The sequence below is a fragment of the Bradyrhizobium sp. TM102 genome, assembly GCF_009176685.1.
In the GTDB taxonomy this organism is placed as follows: domain Bacteria; phylum Pseudomonadota; class Alphaproteobacteria; order Rhizobiales; family Xanthobacteraceae; genus Bradyrhizobium; species Bradyrhizobium ottawaense.
The window spans coordinates 95,085-114,856 of record NZ_AP021855.1 but is presented as its reverse complement, the minus strand read 5'-3'; the positions used below and the strand labels follow the sequence as shown (position 1 = coordinate 114,856).

Below are 19,772 nucleotides of genomic sequence, written 5' to 3'. Positions count from 1 at the left end.
CCCCGCGCGCCGCCGCAAGAAGGCCCGGCTGTGAACCTCAGCGGCGCGCCTCGCGACCAACAACCGCCATCGCCGCGAACGGCACCGCGTATCTTGCCGGATGAGGTTGCCCATGCCGATCGTCAGAATCCTCATCGTCCTGCTCGCGCTCGCTTCGCCGGCGTTGGCGCAGGATGGGCCCCGTGATGCCGCCGCCGCGGGCGAGGCCGCGCGGATGTTCCGGGTCTACGTCGAAGGCGTTGCGAAAAAAGGGGAGCGACCCGACCTGACCCGGCCGGAGACCACCGCGCTGCTCGGCCGCGTCTTCGATGTTGAGGCCCTGGGGGCGCTGCCGCCGGCGAAGGCGAGCGACATGAGCTGGCTGATGGACTGGATGGACGCCGCCAACGCGACCTACAAGCTGTTCGCGCTCTATGGCTCGAAGCCGGGGGCGCAGCCCGATCTTGCGACGCTTCAGCGCAACATGACCGACTATGGCGATCAGTACGCGGCGGCGATGAACTTCGTCATCCGCGGAATGGCGCGCGAGGCGGTTGCGGGCGAGCTGTTCATGGCGAGCCTTGCGCCGGAGCAGCGCACCCGCATCCGCCAGGAGGGATTTACGGGCTTCCGCCGGAGCGCCGCCGAATTCATCCTGGGCACCGTCTGCGCGGCGATCCAGGGCGCGGGCAAATCCGCCAACGCGCGTCTGGTCGCCGCCGCCATCCGCGACACGCGCGAGGTCTGGGCGAGCTTCCTGCTGCCGCAGGATCGGGCCCGCGTGATCGAGCAGCTTGCTGACCTTCCGAGATGGGCACCGGACGAGACGGCACGAACCGATCTCGCCGCCTTCACGGCCGCGCTGCGAGCGGTGAATTGATCGGTGATCCCGGGCCCGCGGCGGCAGCGGTGCGGCCTCGTCCGCCGGCTGCGCTCCGAAAGCGATCCGGACCATAAAGTGTCGCCTGTGTTAGCTCTCTGGCGGCGGCTGGTGTCGCAGCCAGCCTGAGACCATTACACGCCGGCGCTAGACAGATTCACTTTGTCTTGTCGCCCATGTGATGCGGCGACGAGGTGTTCGGTCCGCCCGTGTAATGATGACCGCCCGAACTGGTCTTCGCCGAGGAGCCGCTTGTTGTCTTCTTGCCCATGTGATGCGGTACTTCGGTCTTGGGGCCACCGCTGTAGTGATGACCGTTCTTTTCCTTGTCGGTGCTATCGGCCATTGCCGGAACAGCCAGCAGGGAAACCACGCCGACGGCGGCGAGAAGCTTCTTGGTGATCATGATCGTTCTCCCTGGTTGCGGAAGCCTCACGATAAGCTGCAGCGAAAAGTCCATCTTGAGAAATCGCAAATCGGAACCCTGGCGCGGTCATGGCCGCCCCTCAGGACCGATGAGCCGTTGATCTGCGTCAACAATGACGGCAGCGGTGCTCCTATGCTGTATCGATCGCTGGAGCGTATCATGACCGTCCAAAACCATTTCGGGTATGGCGAACGCCCGCAGGAGGGCATGTCCACCAAAGCGAAGGCCGGGCTGGTCCTGGCGGGGTTCCTGGTCATCGGCGGCGCGCTCCTGTTCACCGAGCATCGGGCCCATGTGCTCGGGCTCCTGGTCTGGCTGCCGCTCCTCGCCTGTCCGTTGATGCATATCTTCATGCATGGCGGACACGGGCACCATCATGGCGGCCGGCCGAACGATCGAGGGAGCGCGTGATGCACGACACCGCGCCAGCTTACGGTCTCTGGAGCCTCGTCATCGTCAATTCGGCGGTGTTCATCCTGTTCGCCTACAGCTTCTTCAAGCCGCAGACGCCCCGCGACTGGCGCTCGTTCGGCGCGTTCAGCGCGTTTCTGGTTGCGCTGTTCGTCGAGATGTACGGTTTCCCGCTCACCATCTATTTCCTGTCGGGCTGGCTGCAGTCGCGCTACCCGAATGTCGACTGGTTCTCGCATGATGCCGGCCACCTGCTTGAGATGATGTTCGGCTGGAAAACCAATCCGCACGCGGGACCGTTCCACGTCCTGAGCTTCATCTTCATCGGTGCGGGGTTCATCCTGATCTCTGCCGCCTGGCGGGTGCTGTACGACGCGCAGCAGACCCGAAGACTCGCGACGTCCGGCCCCTACAGCTACGTGCGGCATCCGCAATATGTCGGCTTCGTGCTGGTGATGTTCGGCTTCCTGTTGCAGTGGCCGACCATCCTCACGCTGGCGATGTTTCCCGTCCTGACCGTCATGTACGTCAAGCTCGCGCGAGACGAGGAGCGGGACGCCCGGGCCGAATTCGGCGAGGCCTACGCGAAGTACGCTTCGGAAGTCCCGGCCTTCATACCCCATCCCCGTCGGCTGTTCGGCCGCGGCTCTTCCGGCGGCTATCGTCTCGGCTGACTTTGGGGAGGAAGATTCCGTCGGATGACGATGGAGGCTCGAAAGGACGTCGATGAGCGAGCCTGTCTTCACCGCGAAAGCCCTGACCAAGACCTACGTCTCCGGCGAGGTGATGGTTCACGCCCTCAACGATGTCGGCCTCGAAATCGCCGAGAGGGAAGTGGTCGTGCTGCTCGGCCCCTCCGGCAGCGGCAAGACCACGTTGCTCAACATCATGGGTGGTCTCGACCGCCCGACCAGCGGCAGGCTGTTCTTCCGCGATCTCGACCTGACGGATCTCGGAGATCGCGAACTGACCAGGTATCGCCGGGACCATATCGGCTTCGTCTTCCAGTTCTACAATCTGGTGCCGAGCCTTACGGCCTATGAAAACGTTGCGCTGGTGACCGAAGTCGCCCAGGACCCGATGCGGCCCGACGAGGCCCTCGCACTGGTTGGACTGGAAGAGCGGATGCATCACTTCCCCGCCCAGCTCTCCGGCGGCGAGCAGCAGCGCGTCGCAATTGCCCGCGCCATCGCGAAGCGACCGGCCGTGCTGCTGTGCGACGAGCCGACCGGGGCGCTGGACTCGAAGACCGGCATTCGGGTCATCGAAGCGCTGCTCGGGGTGAACAGGCAGCTCGGCACCACCACTATCATCATCACGCACAACGCCAGCATTCAGGAGGTTGCCGACCGGGTGCTGTTCTTCGCTGACGGCCGGATCTCCCGGATTCAGAACAACGAGAGACGGCGGCAAGCCGCCGAGCTCACCTGGTGACGGCCATGACGGTGCTCGATATCAAGCTGTTTCGCGACGTCAGAAGGCTCTGGGCGCAGGTGCTCGCCGTCGCGCTGGTCGTCGGCGGCGGCGTTGCGACGCTGGTGCTCGCGGTCGGCTCCCATCGCTCACTCGAGGAAACCCGGATCGCATACTACGAACGTTACGGCTTCGCCGACGTGTTCGCTCAAGCGAAGCGCGCGCCCAAGGCGCTCACCGGTAGGATCGGCGAGATCCCCGGCGTCGCCGCCGTCGATGCTCGTATCGCTAAGCCGGCGCTGCTGGACATTCCCGGCTTCTCGGAGCCGGCTAGCGCGCAGTTCGTCTCGCTGCCCGACAACGGCGAAGCGCATCTGAACCGGCTCTACATGCGGTCCGGACGGTTCCCGGAGTCGGGACGGACGGAGGAGGTGGTCGTCAACGAGCCGTTCGCCCGGGCTCACGGCTTCTCGGAAGGGGCGCGGTTCTCGGCCATCCTGAATGGCAAGAAGCGCGAACTCGTGATTGTCGGCACCGCGTTGTCACCCGAATTCGTCTACACCGTCGGCCCTGGCGATCTGATGCCGGACGATCGCCGCTACGCCATCGTCTGGATGTCGGAGAAGTCGCTCGCCAGTGTCTATGATCTCGATGGCGCTTTCTCGGCGGTGTCAGTCAAGCTGCAGCCTGGGGCGTCGGAGCGCGACGTGATCGCGCGGGTCGACGCGTTGCTCGACCCGTATGGCGGGCAGGCGGCGCATGGCCGGAAGGACCAGACCTCGCACGCCTGGCTCGATCATGAACTCGACATGCTCAACAACATGAGCCGCACGTTGCCACCGATCTTTCTGCTGGTGGCCGCGTTCTTGGTCAACCTCACTTTAACCCGGCTGGTCGCGCTCGAGCGCGAACAGATCGGCCTCTTCAAGGCGCTCGGCTATTCGGACCGCAGCGTCGTGCTGCATTATCTGAAGTTCGTGGCATTGATCGTTGCGACCGGAATTCTCCTGGGCGGCGTCGCCGGCACCTGGCTCGGATTGCGCGTCACCGCCCTGTTCGGCGACTTCTTCCACTTTCCGTTCCTGGTATTCGCGAAGGCGCCGGATCTGTACGTCACCGCCGGCGCGCTCAGCGCGGCGGCCGCTGCCATCGGCGCTCTGCGGGCGCTGCGGGACGTGGTCAAGCTGCCGCCGGCCGTTGCAATGCAACCGCCCGCGCCGCCGGTCTATCGGCGGCTGTTGCCGGCAAGCATTCAGCTCGACCAGATCGTATCGCAGCCGACGCTCATGATGATACGTAACATCGCGCGGCATCCTGCGCGCGCCGTGTTCACGGCGCTTGGCATGGCGCTGGCCACGGCCATCCTGGTCGTCTCGTTGTTCACGCGCGACTCGATGGAGCACCTGATCGACGTAACCTACTTCCTCGCCGACCGGCAGGATGCGACCATCGGCTTTGCCGAGAAGCGCATCGCGAACGTGGTGGAGCAGGTGAGCCGACTGCCGGGCGTTCTCTCGGCCGAACCGTTCCGAGAGGTGCCCGTCCGGATTCGCCACGGCAACGTCGAACGCCGGATCATGATCAGCGGCCGGCCCGCCGATGCAGACTTGCGGCGTATCATCGGCGCCGACCTTCATCCGGTCGCGCTGCCCGAGACGGGCCTTGCGCTGTCCGGCATGCTAGCTCAGATCCTCGGCGTCCGCGCCGGTGACACCGTCGAACTCGATATGCTGGAGGGCGCCCGTCGCACGGTCACGACGCCGGTCGTGGCGACGGTCGAGGATTATTTCGGCATCAGGGGAATGATGGAGATTGGGGCGCTCCGCAAGCTGATGCGTGAAGCGCCGGTCGTGAGCAGTGTGAACCTCAGCCTCGACGAGAGCCGGAGGGAGGATTTCTACGCGGCGGTGAAGTCCATGCCGACGGTTGGCGGCGTGGCGCTGCAGCGTGTCTCGCTCGCGAACTTCCGCAAGACGGTCGCACTGCTCGTCACCACGATGGCGAGCATCTACACCGGTCTCGCCGCCGTGATCGCGTTCGGCGTGGTCTACAACAACGCCCGAATCTCACTGTCCGAACGGGCGCGCGAGCTGGCGAGCCTGCGCGTGCTCGGCTTCACGCGCGGCGAGGTCCTGCGCATTCTCCTGCTCGAGCTCGCCATCCTGACGTTGATCGCCCAGCCGCCGGGCTGGCTGATGGGCTACGGGCTCGCATGGGTGATGAAGACCAATCTGGCCGGCGAGCTGATGCGGGTCCGCCTCGTCGTCGAGCATTCCACCTATGTCACCGCGACCTCCGTCGTGGTCCTGGCCGCGATCGCCTCCGCCGCGGTCATCCGCGAACGCATCGACAAACTGGACCTCGTCGCGGTCCTCAAGACGCGAGACTAGCTATGTCGGCAAACTGGACCAAACGTTTCATCGGCGCTGCGCTTCTAGCCGCCATTGCGAGCGGGCTGGCCTGGTTTGCTTGGCCGCGCCCGGTTCTGGTCGATCTCGCAACCCTGGCCAAGGGTCCGATCGAAGTTACCGCGGACGATGACGGCAAGACGCATGTTCGCCACGTCTACACGGTCTCGGCGCCCATCGCTGGAAAGGTCCTCAGGATTTCGCATCCGCTCGGCGAGCAGGGACCTTCGCTTCACGTCGGCGACGAGGTGACCGCCAACCAGACCGTCGTCGCTCTCATGCAGCCGACGCTGCCGGGATTCATCGACGTGCGCTCGCGCGACCAGCTTCAGGCCGAAGTGCTGGCTGCCGATGCGGCCATTCAGCAGCAGGAGGCCGAAGTGAAGCGGATCGAGGCCGCGCTGGACTTCTCCCGGACCGAGTTCCAGCGGGCGCAGACGCTGCTGCGGACGCAATCCACCTCGGCTCAGGCCTTCGACAAGGCGAAATTCGAGGTCGCCACCAACGAAGCCGCCCTGGCTAGTGCGAAGGCTCAGATCGAGATGCGTCGCGCAGTGCGCACCAGTCTTGCGGCGCGGCTGATGGACCCTGCCAATGCCGCGCCGTCAGCGGAGCCGATGTGCTGCGTCCGCGTGCTCGCACCGGCGAGCGGACGGGTGCTGAAGATCATCCAGGACAGCGAGGCGACGGTTCTGCCCGGGACGTCGTTGATCGACATCGGCAACCCGCTCGATCTGGAGGTTGTGGCTGACCTGCTGTCGATCGATGCCGTGCAGATCAAGGTTGGCGCGCCCGTGCGGATCGACGGCTGGGGCGGGCAGCCGATCAGGGGCAAGGTGGTCCGTGTCGACCCCGCCGGCTTCCTGAAGGTTTCGGCGCTGGGTATCGAGGAACAGCGGGTCCGGGTCACCATCGATTTCAGCGACCCGCCAGAGAATTGGGCCTCGCTTGGCCACGACTACCGCGTCGTTGTGCATGTGACGACATGGAGCGCCCAGGACGCCCTGTCCGTGCCGGTAAGCGCTTTGTTCCGGAGAGGCGATCAGTGGGCCGTTTTTGTCGACCAGAACGGCCGGGCCCGGACGACTCTCGTCCAGATCGGCCACCGCAACAACCGCCTCGCGGAGGTTCTCTCGGGTCTCGTTGCCGGAGACCGCGTCGTGCTGCATCCAAGTGACCGGATCTCCGATGAAACTAGGATCGCGCAAAGAGAGTAGAGGGCCCGCGCCGGCACGCTACCGAGCAGAGCGATATGCAGGTGTCAGGCCGCAGCGCGGCCCAGGTCGAGCGATGGCCTGCGTTTCGTCGGGAAGCTCAGCGCCACCGCGACGGCGGCGAGCCCGATCGCGAAGGAGCCGGCGTGCAGCCATGTGTAGCGCTGGAAATTGTCGAACACGAGTCCGCCGGCCCACGGCCCGAGCGCCATGCCGAGGCTGGCGAAGGCCGACACCGCGCCGAACACGGTGCCCATGATGCGCGCGCCGAAGAATTCGCGGACCAGCACCGCATACAGCGGCATCACCCCGCCATAGGCGAGGCCGAACACCACCGAGAGCGCGTAGAATTCGCCGAGCTGCGCCACTGCGAGATAGGTCGCGATGCACATCGCCTGCACGAGCAGGCCGCCGACAAGCACGGGCTTCGCGCCGATGCGATCGGCCAGCGCGCCCAACAGCAGGCGGCCGCCGAGGCCCGAGACGCCGGCGACGCTGTAGACCGTCACCGCCGTGAGCGGTGCGATGCCGCACACCATCGCATAGGCCACCATGTGGAAGATCGGGCCGGAATGCGCCGCGCAGCAGGCGAAATGCGCCGCCGCGAGCGCGATGAATTGCGGCGTGCGCAGCGCCTGCGCCGCGGTCAGCTCGACCTCCGGTGTTGCGTCTGCCGTGGCGGCGCCCGCCGCCACCGGCGCCGGACGCACCAGGAAGCAGGCCGGGATCAGCAGCGCCCACGAAGCGATGCCGATCACCAGCATCGCGGTGCGCCAGTCATAGGCCGTGATCAGCCAGCTCGCAGTCGGCGCGATCGTCACCGGCGACACGCCCATGCCGGCGGAAACCAGCGCCACCGCAAGGCTGCGGTTTGTCTCGATCCAGGCGCTCGCGAGCGCCATCATCGGTGCGTAGAAGCTGCCGGCGGCAATGCCGATCAGCACGCCGAAGCAAAGCTGGAATTGCCACAGGCTTGTCGCCTGGCTCGCCGTGACGAGACCGAGCCCCAGCAGAACGCTTCCCGCGAGAACCACGATGCGCGTGCCGAACCGGTCCGACAGCGCGCCCCACAGGAACGCGGCAAATCCCATGCAGAGGAAATCCAGCGTTGCCGCCGCCGATACACCGGCGCGCGACCAGCCCATCGCTTCCGAAATCGGCTGCAGGAACACTGCCAGCGACAGCATCGTGCCGAAGCCCACACAGGTCATCAGCGCGCCTGCAGCGACCACGACCCAGCCATAGTCGAAGCGTGATGCCTTGCTCATGCGTTTCCTCAGCGCTGTTGGTTTTGTTGGTGAGGCGCGGGAGGGATGGTGGCCTATCAGACGGCGGAGGGCAAGGCTGGCGGCTGCGCGTTTTCGTAACCCGTCGTCATCCGGGGCGCGCCACTTGGCGCGAACCCGGAATCCATCTCTCCGTGTTGCCTGCTGTACGATGGATTCTCAGATGCGCAATTGCGCAATGCCATCGTGCCACTGTTTTGCCCAATGGGTCAAATTGATTTCTAAAAATCGAAAACTCCAATCCAGACAAGCCTTCGCCTAATGTGCATGGGGTTGTTTTCGATATTTTTGTTTCGCCGGGTCCCGGCCAAAACGCAAATGCCCGGGACGAGCCCGGGCATGACGGCGGCTGATGTGACTGTGAAAGCTTACCCCCGCCTCAGCTATCCACCTTCAGCGCGGCAATGAAGGCTTCCTGCGGGATGTCGACCTTGCCGAACTGCCGCATCTTCTTCTTGCCTTCCTTCTGCTTCTCCAGAAGTTTTCGTTTACGCGTGATGTCGCCGCCGTAGCATTTTGCGGTGACGTCCTTGCGCAGGGCGCGCACCGTCTCGCGGGCGATCACCTTGCCGCCGATCGCCGCCTGGATCGGGATCTGGAACATGTGCGGCGGGATCAGCTCCTTCATCTTCTCGACCATGGCGCGGCCGCGCCCCTCCGCGCGGGTGCGGTGGACCAGCATCGAGAGCGCGTCGACCGGCTCGTTGTTGACGAGGATCTGCATCTTGACGAGGTCGGCCGGCTTGTAGTCGGTGAGATGATAGTCGAACGAGGCGTAGCCCTTGGAGACCGACTTGAGGCGGTCGTAGAAGTCGAACACGACCTCGTTGAGCGGCAAATCGTATTTCACCATGGCGCGGGAGCCGACGTAAGTGAGCTCCTTCTGCGAGCCGCGGCGGTCCTGACACAGCTTCAGCACGCTGCCGAGATATTCGTCGGGTGTCATGATCGTGGCCTCGATCCAGGGCTCCTGGATCTCGGCGATCTTGACCACGTCGGGCATGTCGACGGGATTGTGGATCTCGATCTCTTGGCCGTCGGTGAGCTTCATCTTGTAGATGACGCTCGGCGCGGTCGCGATCAGATTGAGATCGAACTCGCGCGACAACCGCTCCTGAATGATCTCGAGATGCAGAAGTCCGAGGAAGCCGCAGCGGAAGCCGAAGCCGAGTGCGGCCGAGGTCTCCATCTCGAACGAGAAGCTGGCGTCGTTGAGGCGCAGCTTGCCCATGGCGCCGCGCAGCGTTTCGAAATCGTCGGCGTCGACCGGGAACAGGCCGCAGAACACCACGGGGATTGCCGGCTTGAAGCCCGGCAGCATTTCGGTGACAGGCTTCCTGTCGTCGGTGATGGTGTCGCCGACGCGGGTGTCGGCGACTTCCTTGATCGCGGCGGTGATGAAGCCGATCTCGCCGGGGCCGAGCTCGTCGACCTGCTGCATCTTCGGCGTGAAGAAGCCGACGCGCTCGACGTCATAGGCGGCGCCCGTGCCCATCATGCGCACGCGGCTGCCCTTCTTCATGACGCCGTCGACGACACGGATGAGAACGACGACGCCGAGATAGACGTCGTACCAGCTGTCGACCAGCAGCGCCTTCAAGGTCGCACTCCGGTCGCCCTTCGGCGGCGGCAGGCGGGTGACGATGGCTTCCAGCACGTCGGGCACGCCGAGGCCGGTCTTGGCCGAGATCATCACCGCGTCGGAGGCGTCGATGCCGATGACGTCCTCGATCTGCTGCTTGATCTTCTCGGGCTCGGCCGCGGGCAGGTCGACCTTGTTCAGGACCGGGACGATCTCGTGATTGTTGTCGAGTGCCTGGTAGACGTTGGCGAGCGTCTGCGCCTCGACGCCCTGGCTGGCGTCGACCACCAGCAGGGAACCTTCGCAGGCCGCCAGCGACCGCGAGACTTCGTAGGCGAAGTCGACATGGCCGGGCGTGTCCATCAGGTTGAAGATGTAATCCTTGCCGTCCTTGGCGCGGTACGAAAGCCGCACCGTCTGCGCCTTGATGGTGATGCCGCGCTCGCGCTCGATGTCCATGGAATCGAGCACCTGCTCCTTGCCCGCCATTTCGCGGTCGGAGAGGCCGCCGGTCATCTGGATCAGACGGTCGGCCAGCGTCGATTTGCCATGGTCGATATGGGCGACGATGGAGAAATTGCGGATGTTGGAAATGGGGACGGTCGTCATGGGCGCGGGATACCACTCACATCCCCGTGCGGCAACCATATTGCTGTAATTTCAGGGCCTTTGTTCACGCCAAGCTGATTCCAAGATGGGCCAAAACGCGCTAGGCAAGCGCCCATGTCGACCACGTCTCTTCCCTCCCCTGAAGTGCGCACGAAGGCCCGCCTGAGCTTTGGCCGCTTCCGGGCCTGGCTGGTTGCCTGCGCGGTCCGCCCCGAGGCGAGATTGTGGCTGGTGATCCAGCTCGCCATCCTCCATGCGGTGCTCTGGACCTTCATCCTGATCAATCTGAAGGCCGCGCAGGACGTTCACATGGACGTCGCAGAGGCCTATGGCTGGGGCCAGAAATTCCTATGGGGCTATGGCAAGCATCCGCCGCTGTCGGGCTGGGTCGCCGGGCTCTGGTTCAAGGTGTTCCCGGCGGCGGACTGGGCGACCTATGCGCTGGCGATGGCGACGGTCAGCGCCGGCATGGTGATCTGCTGGCTGGTTGCCTTGCGCGTGGTGGACGCGCGGCGCGCGTTCCTGGTCGTGGTGATGGTCGCGCTCTACCCGATCTTCAATTTCAAGGGGTTCAAGTACAACCCGGATCTGCTCCAGCTCGTCGCCCTGCCGCTGCTGGTGCTCGCCTATCTCAACGCGTTCGAGAAGCGGAGCTGGCGGTCAGGCGTCCTGCTCGGCCTTGCCGGCGCGCTGGCGCTGATGACCAAATATTGGGTGCTGACCATGATCGGCGCCATCGGGCTCGCCGCGCTGATCCATCCGGAGCGGATGAGATTCTTGGTATCGCCGGCGCCCTGGGTCGCGATCGCGACGATGGTCGTGGCGATGATCCCGCACGTGGTCTGGCTGGCCGAGGCGCATTTCGTGCCGCTGACCTATGCCGGCGACACCTACAGCCTCGCGGACAGCGGCCAGGTGCATCAGCTCGTCACCGGCTACATGCTGCATAATCTCGGGCTGCTGGCATTGCCGGTGGCGCTGGCCGGGCTCGCGATGGCGCTGGTGCCGCCGTCGTTCACATTGCTGCTGCGCGCGCCCTTGCGCATCGTCACGCGCGCCTGGGCGCGCGGCGCCAATCCGGGCGTCAATGTCTTGCAGGCGCTGAACGTGTGGATGATCCAGATCATCGTCGCATTCGGCCCGCCGCTCGGCGCGCTGGTCTTCGGCGTCTACCTGAAGACCGATTGGGGCATCTCGCTGTTCTTCCTGGTGCCGCTCGCGCTGGTCGCGATTCCCACGCTGCGGGTGCAGGGCGCGAGCCTGTTCAACATCGCCGCGATCTGGCTCGTGCTCAGCGTTGCCACGCTCGCCGCCTCGCCCTGGATCGCCGCACGCGAGATGACGGCCAATGCCGGCAACACGGCGACCTATGGCGCGCGCTCCGAGCTCGCGCGCGAGCTGACCCAGGCCTGGCACGCGCGCTTCGCCTCGCGCTGGGCGGTCGTTGCGGGGACGATGGAGACGATCCAGCCGATGGTGTTCTACAGCCCCGATCACCCCAGCCCGTTCACGCCGAACGAGGCCTGGGCGTCCGGGCTGACCTCGCTCGACGACGTCAAGACATACGGCTTCATCGGCGTGTTCGATGCGACCGACGAACGCCTGCCCAAGTTCGAGAAGTGGATTTCGGAGGTCGCGCCGACCGCCGAGCGCGTGGTGATGACCACGCGCCGCTTCACCCACGGCAAGGCCGGCCCGGCGATGAGCTGGAACGTCTACATCGCGCCACCGGCGAAGTGATTGCGACGTTCTCGGTCTCGTAGGGTGGGCAAAGGCGCGAAGCGCCGTGCCCACCATCTCGCGCTAATCGCAGAAAAGTCGTGGGCACGCTTCGCTTTGCCCACCCTACGGCACTGAGCGTGTAGCGCGAGAGGGGCCTAAACCCCTTCCTCGTTGAACTTGCTTTCAACGAGCTCGGTGATCGCCGCGAGCGCAGCTTCGGCATCCGTGCCGGCGGCGGCGACGGTGATCGTCGTGCCCGGTCCGGCGGCAAGCATCATCAGGCCCATGATCGAGGTGCCGCCAACCGTCTCGCCACCGCGCGTCACCCAGACCTGCGCATCGAAGCGCTCGACAGCCTGGACGAATTTCGCGGAGGCGCGGGCATGCAGGCCGCGCTTGTTGATGATCAGGAGGTCCTTGGAGATCGCGCCCGCGGGCACGCCTGTCCCCGCTTGTGGCGCCTCGTCGCTCATTTGCCGGCGAGCACGCGACTGGCGATGGTGACGTATTTGCGTCCCGCTTCCTGGGCCATCGCGATCGCGTCGGGCAGCGGACGCTCCTCGCGCACCTTGGCGAGCTTGACCAGCATGGGCAGGTTGATGCCCGCGAGCACTTCGACCTTGGGCCGGCTCATGCAGGATATTGCAAGGTTCGACGGCGTGCCGCCGAACATGTCGGTGAGGATCGCAACGCCGTCGCCGGAATCGACGCGGTTAACCGCCTCGATGATGTCACTTCGGCAGAGATCGGAATCATCTTCGGCACCGATCGTGATCGCTTCGATTTGCTTTTGTGGGCCCATGACATGTTCAAGCGCTGCCTTGAATTCGTCGGCAAGGCGCCCGTGGGTCACAAGTACTAGACCAATCATCGGAAAACTCCTCGCGGGCGCTTTTGGTGCACCGCACGAACGCGCCACTTTGACCATCCAGAGCCCCTGCGCAAGAGGGGATGTTGCGTATCTCCCTGAATCTAGACGGATGGATGAGGGGAGCTGCGCCGGTCTATTCGGTCGCGATAGTGGGGTTCATATGGTTACCATTTCCCTTCAAACAATCGCCTGAAGGGTTAACGGAAGATGAACTCTTGGTAGTGGTCAAGGCCGCGACAACCAGTGGGAGGGGTGAATATCCGCGGCCAACAGGGATTCGCGGTATTTCGACACCGGAAATGATGGTTTTCAGCGAATCCGTCGCAGGCAGGCGCTCGGCGTCCGCGGCATCCAGATCGACCACGAGACCGACGGTCGCATGCTCCACGAAGTCGCAGTGGCGGATCCCGAGGCCCCGGATCTCGATCAGGCCAGCCAATACCGGCGCGGGGCGGACTTCAATTTCATCGCCGACTGTCGCCAGATGGACACGGTCATCCCCGACCAGAACGGCCCTTTCGACCACGCCCGAGCGTCCGGCCATGATCAAATCAAAGGCAAGGCGCGACTTGCCGGAGCCCGAGGGACCGCGGATCAGCACCGCCCGATGTCCGACCTTGACTGCGGAGGCGTGAACGCTGGGCCCGCCGTCGTTCATAGCGCCGGCAGCCTCACCACGAAGCGCGCGCCTGCGACCGTCGGCACGCCCTCCTCATCCGGCGGGCCTGCGCGGTTCTCGGCCCAGATGCGCCCGCCATGGGCGTCGATGATCTGCTTGGAGATCGACAGGCCGAGGCCGGAGTTCTGGCCAAAACCCTGATGCGGACGGTCGGTGTAGAAGCGCTCGAAGATGCGTTCCAGCGCGTCGTCGCGAATGCCGGGGCCGTCGTCGTCGACCACGATCTCGATCTCGGAGCGCGCGCGGCGGCAGGTGAGGCGCACCTTGCTGCCGGGTTCGGAGAACGACTGCGCGTTGGACAGCAGGTTGGAGACCACTTGTCCGAGCCGTGAATCGTGGCCGGACACGGCGAAGGTGTCGGTCGGGCTGCGGCCCTCGAAGCGCGTCTCGACCGCGACGTCGTGGCCGAGCTTGGTCTCGTTGGCGACGGACACCAGCGTCGTCAGCAGGCGGCGCAAATCGACCGGGATCGCGTCCTGGCGCTGCAATTCGGCATCGAGGCGGCTGGCGTCGGAGATGTCGGAGATCAGGCGGTCGAGCCGCTTGACGTCGTGCTCGATCACCTCGAGCAGGCGCGCACGGCTGTTCTCGTTGCGCGCCAGCGGCAGTGTCTCGACCGCCGAGCGCAGCGAGGTCAGCGGGTTCTTCAATTCGTGGGCGACGTCGGCGGCGAACATCTCGATCGCCTCGATGCGGCTGTAGAGCGCGCTCGTCATGTCGCGCAGGGCGCCGGAGAGATGACCGATCTCGTCGCGGCGGCGGGTGAAATCGGGGATCTCGATGCGGGCCTTGATGCGGCGGCGGACGCGCTCGGCGCTGTCGGCAAGCCGGCGCACGGGCCCGGCGATCGTGCTCGCAAGCAGCAGCGACAGCATGATCATGACGGCGGCCGCGACGCCGCCGACTTTCAGGATGGCGAGGCGTTCGGCAGTGACCATCTGGTCGATGTCGTCACCTTGCGTCGACAGCATCAGCGCGCCGTGGATCGCGCGCGAGCGCAGCACCGGGACCGCGACCGAGACGATCACCTCGCCGCGGGCATTGACCCGCACCATCGAGCGTTTCTGGCCCTGGAGCGCATCGCCCACCTCGGCATAGCCGTTGCCGTTCTCGGGGCCGAGCTCGCGATAGAGCGGCAAGTCGCCGCGGTTCAGCCAGGTGCGCACCGCGACCATGCCGCGCTCGACGAAGCCGGGCTTCTCCGCCGGCGGCGGCAGGTCGAGGCGCAGCACGTTTTCGAGGTTGCGGCTGTCGAGCAGCAGGCTGCCGTTCGGATCGTAGATGCGGGCGCGCGTCTTGGTCGGCGAGATCAGCGTGCGCAGCACCGGCGCCACGCGCTCCGGATTGATCGGGAAGTCCAGCGGCGAGTACTCGTCCGAGCCGCCATAGGTCTCGCCCGGCTTGAGGTCGAGCAGCCGGTCGGGATCGATGGTGATGGCGTTGGTCTGCACCGTGGCGGAGGCCGCGATCGCGCCGGCGATGATCTCGGCCTGCACCAGGAGGCTCTGCGCCCGCGCGTCGATCAGTCCGGCGCGGAATTGCGACAGATACAGGATGCTCGCCACCAGCGCGACGAGGCCGGCGAGATTGAGCGAGACGATGCGGCGGGTCAGGCTGGAGAAGGACAGCGCGAAGAAGAATTGCCCGGCGCGCTTGAGCCAGTTCAGCGGTCGGAAGCCCTGCGGCTTGTCTTCGGCAAATTGCTCCGGAACGCCGTCGGATGTGATCTCCCCGGCGCTCTGGTTCTCGTCAGGCTGCGTTCGGTCAAGCAATGCTTACGCCCGCGTTAGGACAGCTCGTGGCAATGGTCCCCGCATCCTAGAGCCATCCCGGTCCCGATGAAATCAGAACCGGCGATGCTCTCAGTCTTTCGTGAAGGCGCCTCGCGCCTCAGGCTTCCTTGAAGCGGTAGCCGACGCCGTACAGCGTCTCGATCATCTCGAACTCGTTGTCGACCACCTTGAACTTCTTGCGCAGCCGCTTGATGTGGCTGTCGATGGTGCGGTCGTCGACATAGACCTGGTCGTCATAGGCCGCGTCCATCAGCGCGTTGCGGCTCTTCACCACGCCGGGCCGGGTCGCGAGCGCCTGCAGGATCAGGAATTCCGTGACGGTCAGCGTCACCGGCTCGTTCTTCCAGGTGCAGGTATGCCGTTCCGGATCCATGCGCAGCAGGCCGCGGTCGAGCGCCTTGGCGTCGTTCTCCTTCGGCGCGACGGTCGGGTCCTTCGGCGCCGAGCGGCGCAGCACCGCCTTGACGCGCTCGACCAGGAGACGCTGCGAGAACGGTTTGCGGATGAAATCGTCGGCGCCCATCTTGAGGCCGAACAGCTCGTCGATCTCCTCGTCCTTGGAGGTCAGGAAGATCACCGGCAGGTCGGACTTCTGCCTGAGCCGGCGCAGCGTCTCCATGCCGTCCATGCGCGGCATCTTGATGTCGAGGATGGCGAGATCGGGCTGGGTGGTGCGGAAACCGTCAAGCGCGGAAGCGCCGTCGGTGTAGGTCATGATGCGGTAGCCTTCGGCTTCCAGCGCGATCGAGACGGATGTGAGAATGTTGCGGTCGTCGTCGACCAAAGCGATTGTGGGCATGAGCCTCTGCTTTCTGCTTTCCGTTTGGGTCGTGGCTTGAAACGGCGAGCAATCCACTGATGCGCCGCATACATGGGTGCCGATGTCGGCGTTCGAACCTTGTCACCGAGCAATGCAAGCTGGGCTGAAGTGTGACCAAGTTCCACGAAACGCGGCAGATTCGCCGCATGTCGACCCATAACCAGGCCCCCGTTTACCCGAAAAAAGGCCTCCCTTGCAACCACCTGAGCCGAGAAAGCCGATGCAACCGACCCCTGATTTCGACCCCGCAAAGCTCGCCAAATCCCTGCTGCGGCGATCGCGGCAGGGGGCGCTGGCAACTCTCATGGCCGGCAGCGGCGACCCCTATTGTTCCCTGGTCAATCTGGCCAGCCATCCCGACGGTTCCCCCATCCTGCTGATCTCGGGCCTCGCCGTGCATACAAGGAACCTTCTCGCCGACAGCAGGGTCTCCCTGATGCTGGACGAGCGGGCGGCGGGCGATCCGCTGGAAGGCGCCCGGATCATGCTGTCCGGCCGGGCGGAGCAGGCTGATGCCGCGAGGGATTTGCTCCAGCGACGTTATCTCAATGCGCATCCGTCGGCGGAAGGCTTTGTTTCCTTTAAGGATTTCTCTTTTTTCCGGATCCGCCCCACGGGAACTCATCTGGTCGCCGGCTTCGGCCGGATCGTCGATCTCAAGCCCGCCCAGTTCCTCACGGACCTCTCCGGCGCCGAAGATCTGCTGGCAGCGGAGGAGGGGGCGGTCGCGCATATGAATGCCGATCATCGCGACGCCATGGGCCTCTATGCGACAAAGCTCCTTGGCGCTGCCGCGGGGGACTGGCGCTGCACCGGCTGCGATCCGGAAGGCCTCGATATGCAGGACGGCCAGACCGCGCTGCGGCTGGACTTCCCGGAGCGGGTGACGGACGGCACGTCGCTGCGCAAGATGCTGGTCCGCCTTGCTGGCGAAGCGCGCATGAAGATGGACTAGAACGCAACAATTTGAACGCCGCGACCCATCGCTGCGACCCAAGACGGTCAGGTCTTAAGGCTCGCAGCGAGAGGGTTCATGGCGCGTCGTCGTTTGGCATTGGCTGCGGGTCTGGCGCTGGCGATCACCACGTCGCTTGCCACGCCCGGCCTTGCCCAGAAGAGCGATCTGTCGGCGCAGAGCGGGCGCATCAATGCGCTCCGGAGCGCCGGCAAATATTCGGAGGCGCTGCCGCTGGCGCAGGCCATGGTGGCCTCGCTCGAGAAGACCAGCAACAACCGCGACCTCGCCGCGGCGCTCAACAATCTCGGGCAGATTCACGCCGACCAGGGCCACGACGATCAGGCCGAGCCGCTCTACAAACGCGCCATCGCGCTGATGGAGAAGGGGACCGGTCAGGGCAGCGTCGAGATTGCGCCGCTCCTGAACAATCTCGCCGCGCTCTATCAGCGGCAGAGCCGCTTCACCGAAGCCGAACCGCTGTTCAAGCGTGCGCTGGCCGTTCGCGAAAAGGCGCTGTCGCGCGAGCATCCCGATGTCGGCCAGGCCCTCAACAATCTCGCCACGCTCTACGTGAAGCAGGAGCATTTTGCCGACGCCGAGCCGCTGTTTCAGCGGGCCCTCGCGATCTATCAGAAGGCCGCCGGGCCCGAGCATCCCGCGGTTGCCACCGTCCTGAACAATCTCGGCCAGGTCGATCGCGACCTCAACCGCGATGCCGATGCCGAAGCGCCGATCAAGCGCTCGCTCGCGATCCGCGAAAAGGTGCTGGGCCCGGATCATCCCGACGTGGCGCGCTCGCTCAACAATCTCGCCGGGCTCTACGAGCACCAGCAGCGCTATGCCGAGGCCGAGCCGCTCTATCGCCGCGCGCTTGCCATCCGCGAGCGGGCGCTCGGGGTGGATCATCCCGATGTCGTGACTTCGACCAGCAATCTCGCTTATTTCCTTCAGGTGTCGGGCCGCAACGCCGAGGCCTTGCCGTTTGCGCAGAAGACGCTTGCCGCCAACCGCGCGCAGCTGCGCACCGTGCTGCCGGTTCTGTTCGCTGCGCGCCAGCAAACGCTCCTGGCGAGCGACAAGGCGCTCGATGACGCGCTCGGCGCGATCCAGCGCGGCACGCAATCTTCCGCCGCCTCTGCCGTGAACAAGCTCGCGGTGCGATTGGCCGCCGGCAGCGATCGGCTCGCCGAGCTGGTGCGTCGGGATCAGGATCTCGCGGCCGAGGCCGAGGCGCTCGACAAGGCGATCATCACCGCGGTGTCGAAGCAATCGGCGCAGCGGGACGTCACGGCCGAGCAGCGCAGCCGCGCGCGGATCGTTGCGATTGCAAGCGAACGCGCGGGGCTGCAAAAGTCGCTCACGCTCGAGTTTCCCGACTACGCCTCGCTCTCCAACCCGCTGCCGCTGGCGGTGAAGGACATCCAGCCGCTGCTGTCGGCCGATGAGGCGATGGTGATCTATTCCGTCGTCGACAAGCGGAGCTACGTCATCGCGATCACGCGCGATGGCGCCGACTGGAAGGAGATCTCGCTCGGCGCGGACGCAATGGCGCGGAAAGTCTCGGCCTTCCGCAGGGGGCTGGATGTCGGCAAGGCGCGCGATGCCTCCGGCAAATCGGGCCTGTTCGATCTCGCGCTCGCCAACGAGCTCTATGTCGCGCTGCTCGGCCCGGTCGAGGCGTTGACGAAGGACAAGCGCAATCTGCTGGTCGTGCCATCGGCGGCGCTGACCGCATTGCCGTTCCATCTGCTGGTCACCGAGAAGCCGCAGGCTGCGATTCCGGACAGGCTCGACGGCTATCGCGACGCCGCCTGGCTGCTCAGGCGTCAGGCCGTCTCGGTGCTGCCGTCGGTGATCAGCCTGAAATCGCTGCGTGCCTTCGCGCGCAGGGATCAGGGCGCAAAGCCGATGACCGGCTTCGGCGATCCCGTCTTCAATCCCGCAGCCGAAGGGCCCGCCGACCGTCGCGCCGCAGGCGGCAAGGTCGCGGCGCGCAGCATTGCGACGATTGCCTATACCGATTTCTGGCGCGGCGCCGGGGTCGATCGCGCGCGGCTGGCGCAGGCGTTGCCGCAACTGCCCGATACCGCCGACGAGCTGAACGCGGTGGCAAGGGACGTCGGCGCCAATGATGCCGACATCCATCTCGGACGCGATGCCAGTGAAACGACGCTGAAGCGTGCAGCGCTTGCCCAATACGGCATCATCTATTTTGCCACCCACGGCCTCGTTGCCGGCGACGTCAAGGGACTGGGCGAGCCCTCGCTTGCATTGTCCATTCCCGATCAGCCGTCTGAGCTCGACGACGGCCTTCTGACCGCGAGCGAAGTGGCCCAGCTCAAGCTCAACGCCGATTGGGTGGTTCTGTCCGCCTGCAACACCATCGCCGGCGACAAGCCCGGGGCCGAAGCGCTGTCGGGATTGGCGCGCTCTTTCTTCTATGCCGGTGCCCGTGCGCTTCTGGTCTCGCATTGGGCCGTGGATTCGGAAGCCGCCACCCGCCTCACCACATCGACGTTCGAGTTGCTGAAGAACGAACCGAAAATCGGTCGCGCCGAAGCCTTGCGCCGCGCGATGTTAACGTTTGTCGACGACACCTCGTCACCGCGCAACGCCTACCCGGCGATGTGGGGACCGTTCGCGCTCATTGGCGAAGGCGAGGTACGATAAGCCGGCAGCCGGAATTGTGCGTCGCAAAAACCATCATCAACGCCGAATTC

Annotated in this window: 17 protein-coding genes; 9 read left to right on the top strand and 8 right to left on the bottom strand. The window is 65.3% G+C overall.

What is annotated here, in order from left to right; genetic code table 11:
- Positions 1-112: 112 nt before the first annotated feature.
- Positions 113-859, top strand: a complete 747-nt coding sequence (locus tag GDN70_RS00540) for a hypothetical protein (RefSeq protein WP_152102029.1) — start codon at positions 113-115, stop codon at positions 857-859.
- 157 nt (positions 860-1,016) lie between these two features.
- Here the strand turns inward: GDN70_RS00540 and GDN70_RS00535 are convergent, their stop codons facing one another.
- A complete protein-coding gene (locus GDN70_RS00535) occupies positions 1,017-1,265 on the bottom strand; it encodes a hypothetical protein (RefSeq protein WP_028139799.1) in 249 nt (82 codons plus the stop codon).
- Positions 1,266-1,445: 180 nt separating this feature from the next.
- On the opposite strand from GDN70_RS00535, the gene GDN70_RS00530 reads away from it, so the two are divergent.
- From GDN70_RS00530 to GDN70_RS00510, 5 genes are read left to right on the top strand one after another with little or no spacing between them, the layout of a single operon-like run.
- Positions 1,446-1,697, top strand: coding sequence for a DUF2933 domain-containing protein (locus GDN70_RS00530; RefSeq protein ID WP_028139800.1), 252 nt, complete (start codon positions 1,446-1,448; stop codon positions 1,695-1,697).
- Positions 1,697-2,371: an isoprenylcysteine carboxylmethyltransferase family protein gene (locus tag GDN70_RS00525; protein ID WP_038950711.1), complete on the top strand. Its 675-nt coding sequence runs from the start codon at positions 1,697-1,699 to the stop codon at positions 2,369-2,371. The genes GDN70_RS00530 and GDN70_RS00525 overlap by 1 nt, the downstream gene beginning before the upstream one ends.
- Positions 2,372-2,423: 52 nt before the next feature.
- Entirely contained in the window at positions 2,424-3,131 is a 708-nt protein-coding gene (locus GDN70_RS00520; RefSeq protein ID WP_028139802.1) for an ABC transporter ATP-binding protein, read from the top strand.
- A gap of 5 nt (positions 3,132-3,136) precedes the next feature.
- Positions 3,137-5,500, top strand: coding sequence for an ABC transporter permease (locus GDN70_RS00515; RefSeq protein ID WP_152102028.1), 2,364 nt, complete (start codon positions 3,137-3,139; stop codon positions 5,498-5,500).
- Between the two features lie 2 nt (positions 5,501-5,502).
- Positions 5,503-6,735 carry an efflux RND transporter periplasmic adaptor subunit gene (locus GDN70_RS00510; protein WP_028139804.1) on the top strand — a complete coding sequence of 411 codons (1,233 nt, stop codon included), beginning with the start codon at positions 5,503-5,505 and terminating at the stop codon, positions 6,733-6,735.
- A 44-nt stretch (positions 6,736-6,779) separates the two neighbouring features.
- Here GDN70_RS00510 and GDN70_RS00505 read toward each other — a convergent pair whose 3' ends face one another.
- Positions 6,780-8,000 (bottom strand): MFS transporter, encoded by a 1,221-nt coding sequence (locus tag GDN70_RS00505; protein ID WP_028139805.1) that lies wholly within the window; start codon positions 7,998-8,000, stop codon positions 6,780-6,782.
- 397 nt (positions 8,001-8,397) lie between these two features.
- Positions 8,398-10,209: a translation elongation factor 4 gene (gene lepA / locus GDN70_RS00500; RefSeq protein ID WP_028139806.1), complete on the bottom strand. Its 1,812-nt coding sequence runs from the start codon at positions 10,207-10,209 to the stop codon at positions 8,398-8,400.
- Positions 10,210-10,323: 114 nt separating this feature from the next.
- Here lepA and GDN70_RS00495 point away from each other — a divergent pair, with 114 nt between their 5' ends.
- Positions 10,324-11,949 carry a glycosyltransferase family 39 protein gene (locus tag GDN70_RS00495; RefSeq protein WP_152102027.1) on the top strand — a complete coding sequence of 542 codons (1,626 nt, stop codon included), beginning with the start codon at positions 10,324-10,326 and terminating at the stop codon, positions 11,947-11,949.
- Positions 11,950-12,086: 137 nt separating this feature from the next.
- Here GDN70_RS00495 and GDN70_RS00490 read toward each other — a convergent pair whose 3' ends face one another.
- The 5 genes from GDN70_RS00490 to GDN70_RS00470 all read right to left on the bottom strand — a co-directional run bounded on the left by GDN70_RS00490 (position 12,087) and on the right by GDN70_RS00470 (position 16,073).
- A complete protein-coding gene (locus tag GDN70_RS00490; protein ID WP_028139808.1) occupies positions 12,087-12,404 on the bottom strand; it encodes an HPr family phosphocarrier protein in 318 nt (105 codons plus the stop codon).
- The gene (locus tag GDN70_RS00485) at positions 12,401-12,802 is read right to left on the bottom strand and encodes a PTS sugar transporter subunit IIA (RefSeq protein WP_007597752.1); all 402 of its coding nucleotides are present in this window, start codon (positions 12,800-12,802) and stop codon (positions 12,401-12,403) included. Before GDN70_RS00485 ends, GDN70_RS00490 begins: the two co-directional genes overlap by 4 nt.
- Positions 12,803-12,935: 133 nt before the next feature.
- Positions 12,936-13,460 carry an HPr kinase/phosphorylase gene (locus tag GDN70_RS00480; protein WP_038973661.1) on the bottom strand — a complete coding sequence of 175 codons (525 nt, stop codon included), beginning with the start codon at positions 13,458-13,460 and terminating at the stop codon, positions 12,936-12,938.
- Positions 13,457-15,253, bottom strand: a complete 1,797-nt coding sequence (locus tag GDN70_RS00475) for a sensor histidine kinase (protein WP_028139810.1) — start codon at positions 15,251-15,253, stop codon at positions 13,457-13,459. The genes GDN70_RS00480 and GDN70_RS00475 overlap by 4 nt, the downstream gene beginning before the upstream one ends.
- Positions 15,254-15,371: 118 nt before the next feature.
- Positions 15,372-16,073 carry a response regulator transcription factor gene (locus GDN70_RS00470; protein ID WP_008542552.1) on the bottom strand — a complete coding sequence of 234 codons (702 nt, stop codon included), beginning with the start codon at positions 16,071-16,073 and terminating at the stop codon, positions 15,372-15,374.
- A gap of 241 nt (positions 16,074-16,314) precedes the next feature.
- Here GDN70_RS00470 and GDN70_RS00465 point away from each other — a divergent pair, with 241 nt between their 5' ends.
- Together GDN70_RS00465 and GDN70_RS00460 are read left to right on the top strand one after the other, a co-directional pair.
- The gene (locus GDN70_RS00465) at positions 16,315-17,049 is read left to right on the top strand and encodes a HugZ family protein (protein ID WP_038950720.1); all 735 of its coding nucleotides are present in this window, start codon (positions 16,315-16,317) and stop codon (positions 17,047-17,049) included.
- Between the two features lie 78 nt (positions 17,050-17,127).
- A complete protein-coding gene (locus GDN70_RS00460; protein WP_038973665.1) occupies positions 17,128-19,722 on the top strand; it encodes a CHAT domain-containing tetratricopeptide repeat protein in 2,595 nt (864 codons plus the stop codon).
- The last annotated feature ends 50 nt before the right edge of the window (positions 19,723-19,772 follow it).